This is a genomic window from Pontibacterium sp. (assembly GCF_041587635.1).
Classification (GTDB): Bacteria; Pseudomonadota; Gammaproteobacteria; order Pseudomonadales; family Balneatricaceae; genus Pontibacterium.
Genome location: NZ_JBFGYC010000232.1, coordinates 1 through 5,937, shown reverse-complemented (window position 1 = coordinate 5,937; position 5,937 = coordinate 1). Strand labels below are relative to the sequence as shown.

General features: G+C 51.0%; 4 protein-coding genes. 2 read left to right on the top strand and 2 right to left on the bottom strand.

What is annotated here, in order from left to right; all coding sequences use genetic code 11:
- Positions 1 to 269: 269 nt before the first annotated feature.
- Positions 270 to 1,208, top strand: coding sequence for a LysR family transcriptional regulator (locus ABYW01_RS12095; protein ID WP_193952902.1), 939 nt, complete (start codon positions 270 to 272; stop codon positions 1,206 to 1,208).
- Between the two features lie 121 nt (positions 1,209 to 1,329).
- On the opposite strand, the gene ABYW01_RS12090 is transcribed toward ABYW01_RS12095, so the two are convergent.
- Together ABYW01_RS12090 and hypF are read right to left on the bottom strand one after the other, a co-directional pair.
- Positions 1,330 to 1,635 carry a hypothetical protein gene (locus tag ABYW01_RS12090; RefSeq protein ID WP_193952901.1) on the bottom strand — a complete coding sequence of 102 codons (306 nt, stop codon included), beginning with the start codon at positions 1,633 to 1,635 and terminating at the stop codon, positions 1,330 to 1,332.
- A gap of 80 nt (positions 1,636 to 1,715) precedes the next feature.
- Entirely contained in the window at positions 1,716 to 4,040 is a 2,325-nt protein-coding gene (gene hypF / locus ABYW01_RS12085) for a carbamoyltransferase HypF (protein ID WP_372832984.1), read from the bottom strand.
- A gap of 201 nt (positions 4,041 to 4,241) precedes the next feature.
- Between hypF and ABYW01_RS12080 the strand changes: the two genes are divergently transcribed.
- On the top strand, positions 4,242 to 5,937 hold a 1,696-nt coding region (locus ABYW01_RS12080; protein ID WP_372832981.1), incomplete at its 3' end, for a hypothetical protein.

Here is a 5,937-nt window from a genome sequence, read left to right as displayed (position 1 = left end):
GACTGTACTTAGACCCAGAGTCATTGCTAAAGCAGACGTTGAGAGCTTCTTTTTTATCTTTTTAAACATATCTCACCCTTGTGGTACATCAACTATTGGAAGACTTTGATTGTGTCCGCCTACCTTCCCAAATCTCTCTTTCTGGTTAAATCTTGTGCTCTCGACGTAAAGGTTCGTCGAATTTTACGTAATGGCAGTATTAGATATATATTTCCAAACATAAGTGCCTATAATTTTGACTCTGACAGCAGTATTTACAGGTCTAGAAGATGGCAACAAAAGCACTAGGACAACTGGGCGATTTTGAAATTAAGCAGTTAAAGGTCTTTAAAACAGTGGTGGAATGCGAGGGGTTTTCCGCCGCAGAAACAGAACTCAATATCAGCCGTCCCACGATCAGCAATCACATCGCCAACCTGGAATCTCGTCTCAATATGAAGCTGTGCAAGCGGGGACGTGGCGGCTTTGCATTGACGGAAGAAGGTGCCGTTATCTACGACCAGATCACGCTATTGTTAAGCCAGCTTGATCAGTTCAGAAATACCATCAACAACCTGAGTACCAGTCCATCCGGGCAGCTTCGCATCGCATTTAGCGACTGGCTCAGTATTGATGAACGTTGCATGCTGCCAAAGATATTCCAACAGTTTCACAGACAGGCGCCTGATGTGGAGTTGCTGATTGAAGTGGAGCATATGACCGCCATGGAGAAGATGGTGCTGAACAACCATCTCGATGTGGCCATTATCCCCTATCATCGCCGTTTAGAAGGGCTGAACTACATCCATCTGTTTACCGATGTGCATTATGTTTATTGTGGCGAGGAACATCCTTTATTCGAGGTGCCCGAAAACGAGATCACAGATGAGATGGTCAATCAGCATAAGCTGATTCATGCGGGCCTGAAGCCTCACGAAGAGGTCTATCAACAGCTATCTCAGATGAACCTTGGGGGCGTGTCATACTTTTATGAAGCCCGCATTGCACTGCTGCTGTCGGGCTGTTTTATCAGCTTCCTCCCGGAGGAGATCGCCAAGCCTTATGTGGAGAAAGGGCAACTCAAAGCGGTTGCGAAGGAGACCAAACAGTTTCTGTTGGGGGTTGCGGTTATTAGCAAAAAGTCCACTCAACCCAACCGGGCGAAGGAGCTGTTTTTACAGACCATTGGGGAACTGCATCACGATGCGGAAGACGCACCGCCCTATTAAAAGACGAGCGCTCAATTGAAACTTTCCATGAAACCGATCAGAACAATCTGAAAGCCAACTCACTTACCTCCCCGGGCGGGCAAACGGTAAATGAGTTGGTTACTGCAAACGCTGACTCCGTTTACATCAGTTCACTCGGGTCAATCACAACCCCAAGAGAATTTTTATCAACAATCTGGCCTTTAGCCGTCTCTCTGTAACGGAACGTCACTTTTTTACCCAGCTCAATTTCCACTGTTTTATCAAGTGACTGATAACTGTATTCCTGAGCATCAACCGTCAGCATGTGGATGTAATATTGCGGCATTCCAACCCAATCATTAAAAGGTCCGGTGGTTGCCACACTTTCCAAAATTCCCCGACCGACTAGCTTCGGATTGGCGTTCTTATATCCGCCTCTTCCCCGGCCTCTAGGAGAGCCTGCCATATATACTCCTGTTTACTTTTTTACAAATAAAGACTGCTGCCTATCAATTGGCATCGTCCAGATGTGGACATTACCATAACTTATCCCACCTGTGTTCTCTGTTGTGCGGCAGCGACTAATGCCTGACCAAAGGCGATACCGCCATCATTGGACGGTAGTCTCTGATGGGTCATCACTTCAAGTCCTGCTGCGGTCAATTGCTGATGCAAGTCACTGAACAATAAACCGTTTTGCATTACGCCCCCGCTGAGCGCTACGGCGCTAAAAGCGTGCTGTTCACGCAGGTTCAAAACCTGCCCAACCACGGCATTGGCAAATCCTTTGTGGAAAGCATACGCCATATCTGCACAGGTGCGCGTGCCTTCGTTCAGATCCTTCAATAACTGCTGCCAAAAAGAGGCGGGATCAATCTGATTCACCGACCGATCAAGTATCAGCGAATAAGGGAGAGAATCGGGATTGCCCTGTCGGGCCAAGGTTTCCAGCTCGATGGCGGCCTGCCCTTCGTAGGATATTCGTTCAGCATGGCATCCCAGTGCTGCTGCTACTGCGTCAAATAGACGTCCGGCAGAACTGGTGATTGGACAGTTAAGCCCTTTCTCGATCATTTTATCCAGCGTTGCGCAGGGTTTATCCACCAGCAGAGGAAATAGTGCCGCCAATTGATCTTGTGTTATTTCAGGCTGAGCCTGTTTCACTTGTGCATAGAGACATCGCCAAGGTTCACGAATCGCCTGCACTCCGCCAACTAACGGAAACGGTCTGAGATGGGCCACGCGCTCTATCCGTTGATAACCACCGAGTAGAAACTCGCCTCCCCACAGTGTACCGTCCAACCCAAAACCGGTACCGTCGAGACAGATGCCCAATACCGCATCCCCCTCCAGCGGATAACCATTTTCGCCCAGACAGGCGGCCAGATGAGCGTGATGATGCTGCACTTTAATCAGATGATTGCCCTGCTCCTCAATCTGCTCCCCCAGTTTGCTGGATAAATATTCCGGATGCAGATCGCAGGCATAGAGCGAAGTTTGATGTTGATACAGGTTTTGATAGAGGCTCAGGGTGTACTGGTATTGCTCATAGGTTCGAGCATCTTCCAGGTCTCCCAGATGCTGAGTCACAATGGCACGACCGGATTGCAGCAGACAGAGGGTGTTTTTTAGCTCAGCCCCCAAGGCAACCAGATCGGGCGTGGATTCAAAGCCCGGAGGCAACGCGAGTGAGGTCGGCGCGTAACCTCTTGCTCGGCGCAAGCAGTGACTGTGGTCGTCGATTTGGCGTACCACGGAGTCGTCCACCCGGTTTTGAATCGGGCGGTCATGCATCAGAAACAGATCAGCGATCTCATTGAGCTGCTCGCGCGCGTCTTCATTGCTCATCGCCTGCGGTGCACCGGCTCGGTTACCGCTGGTCATCACCAACGGTTGTGACAGCGTTTCCATCAACAACAGATGCACCGGGGTGTAAGGCAGCATAAATCCCAATTGATACTGACCGGGTGCAACAGTGTCCGCCAGACGTGAGAGGTTAGTTGTAACCGCATCCATCAGCACAACAGGCGCCTCACAACTCTGAAGCAATTCAGCTGCAGTATCGTCCACCGCCGCATACTGCCCTATCACCTCAAGATCACGTCCCATCAGGGCAAAGGCTTTATCAGGGCGATGTTTACGCCGACGTAACTCTGTCACCGCGACTGGGTTGGTTGCATCACATGCCAGGTGAAAACCGCCCAGCCCCTTAATCGCAACGATTTTGCCATCGTTCAGCGCCCGGGCCAGCATATGAAACGGATCATCCGTCTCTATCTGAGCACCCGACTGATCCTCCAGCCATGCCTGCGGTCCGCAGGTAACGCACGCATTGGGCTGTGCATGAAAACGCCGATCTGCAGGATTTTGGTATTCCACCAGGCACTGAGGACACTGTTCAAACTGGGCCATCGTTGTTGACGCCCGGTCATAGGGGATCTGACGGATAATGCTCAGGCGGGGTCCACAGTGTGTGCAGTTGATAAAAGGATATCTGAAACGACGATTGCCGGGATCAAACAGTTCCTGACGGCACTGGGAACAAGTGGCAGCATCAGGAGCGCAGCCTGTGCTCACTGCCCCCTGCTGGGTTTCTACAATCTCAAAACCACAGAAGTCCGGCAGGTCCGCCGATCTGCTATCCACACCATCAATTCGGGCCAACGGCGGCAGTTCAGCATACAACCTGTCAATAAACAGCGCCCGCTGCTGCGCATCGGCTAACAGCTCAACTTTGACACCACTGGCATCGTTATACACGCAGCCGTTTAACTTCAGCTGCTGCGCCAGACGCCAGACAAACGGACGAAACCCCACACCTTGTACCAAACCGTGAATGCTGAGCCGAACGCCGTTATGCTGAGTCTTCATGTTACCTGTTACTTCCCGTTGCAGAACCGATCTGCTGATTAGAGCTGTATCGAACTATCAGAGCATGAATTTCTGACGGGGGGGAGTTTTTTTGCGTTCTCCGAGTCACAGGGACGATGCTGCGCAGATCTGATATGTCCCTTTGCGGACTTTCTGCATATAGTTAATGACAGCCTTACCACCTAGCTTTGAGGACCACCGATGCCACGGTTTTCTGTCCAGTTACTGGCACTGTTTTTTACCCTGATCACACTGTTTTCACTGACCTCGGTGGCCCGTGCCGATACGCAGGAAGATATCGAACAGCTGCAACAACAAATTGAGCAGTTCGCAGAGAGCGATACCGATACGGTAACCGATCGTAACCGTCGCCAGCTGCTTCAGAAAACACTGGCAGCCCTGCAAAGTCAGCAGCAACTGCATCAGCAGATACGCGATCTACAACAGGAGATCGACCACCAGCCTGCAACGATCAAAGCGCTGGAAACCGTGCTTGATAAAGGTCTGAAGGAAGTAACACTCAGCCACCCCGAACGCCTGAGCGACGAGCAACTGGATCAAAAACTCACATCGATCAACACCCGCTTACTTGAAGTCGAACGTGACCAGGCTTTGCAACGTCAGGCAGAAACCCAGGCAGAACAACGACAGCAGAGTATCCGTGAAGAACTTACCAGCCTGAAACTGGATGTCGCAGATAGCAGTACCAGCGGCGAAAACAGTGACCTGCGCCAACAGCTTCAAAGCGCTAGTTTTGCCGAGCGACGATTACGGGTACAGGTTCTGGAACTGGAACTGCTGGTATTACCGCGCCGGGCAGAAATTGCCCGTTTAACATGGCAACAACTCAAGAACGAGCACGCTCAGCAATCAGCCTTGCTGGATCAGCTGCGTGAATACAAACAGGAGCGCCAGCGCAGCGAAGCCGAAAAAACACTGCAAGAGCTGGAAAATGACCTGTCGGATATTCAGATTAATCCGTTTCTCGCCAATGCCTACAGCGAAAACCAGCAACTCTCAACTGAACTGCGCGGCCTGCTCAGCCAGATCGAACAAGCCGATACTAAACGTCTGCTGATACAACAGCGTTTGAGCACGCTCAGCAATACATTCCGCTCGATCGCGCAGCAGTTGGAACTGGAAGTCAGCCACGTCAGTCCCGAACAGCGGCGCTTTATCTTCCGTAATCGGGAACCCGTGGATACACGGCTCACCGCCAACGCGATTAACCTGTTACGACTTGAAAATACCCTGCTGGAACAAAAGCAAACAGAAACCACCAGCCTGCAAGGTCAACCCCCAACATCCATTGCTGCGGATCTCAACGACAAGGAACACTCCCTGTATCGAGATCTACTGAATGACCGAGAGCGACTCATAATCCGACTGACCGATGCGCATAAACAGCTGATCGGTATTCTTAATCAAATCCTGAGTACCGAAAAGCAGATCAATCAACATATTGAAAGTAACAGCGATCTGCTGACCAAGCAGCTACTGTGGAATCCGGTCTCCAATCCCATCAATCTGGATTGGCCAAAAGAACTGTTCATCTCTGCCGGACAGCTGATCAAGCACTGGAATGCAGAACAGCCTCAACCGCTATTAAAAGCCGATGATTCCACTTTTTTACGGGCGTTACTGCTGTTGTTCGCGGTGTTGGGCTTCAGCTGGCTTAGCCATTATCATCGCCAGCATCGGGAACAGTGGGGACAGCAGATTGGTAATGTGATTCATGATCGCTTTCACCACAGTGTACAAACGATGGTGTTATCGGTCGTGACGGCACTCCCTCTGCCAATGACACTGTGGCTCGCGGGTCGCAGCCTGATTAACCCCGCGCACCCCGATGCAGAAACCTGGACCACACTCAGTGTTGTGGCAGCGGTCAGTACCT

Coding starts and splice junctions, on each gene's coding strand:
- ABYW01_RS12090 (WP_193952901.1), bottom strand. CDS start 1,635: ATGGCAGGCTCTCCTAGAGGCCGGGGAAGAGGCGGATATAAGAACGCC.
- hypF (WP_372832984.1), bottom strand. CDS start 4,040: ATGAAGACTCAGCATAACGGCGTTCGGCTCAGCATTCACGGTTTGGTA.
- ABYW01_RS12095 (WP_193952902.1), top strand. CDS start 270: ATGGCAACAAAAGCACTAGGACAACTGGGCGATTTTGAAATTAAGCAG.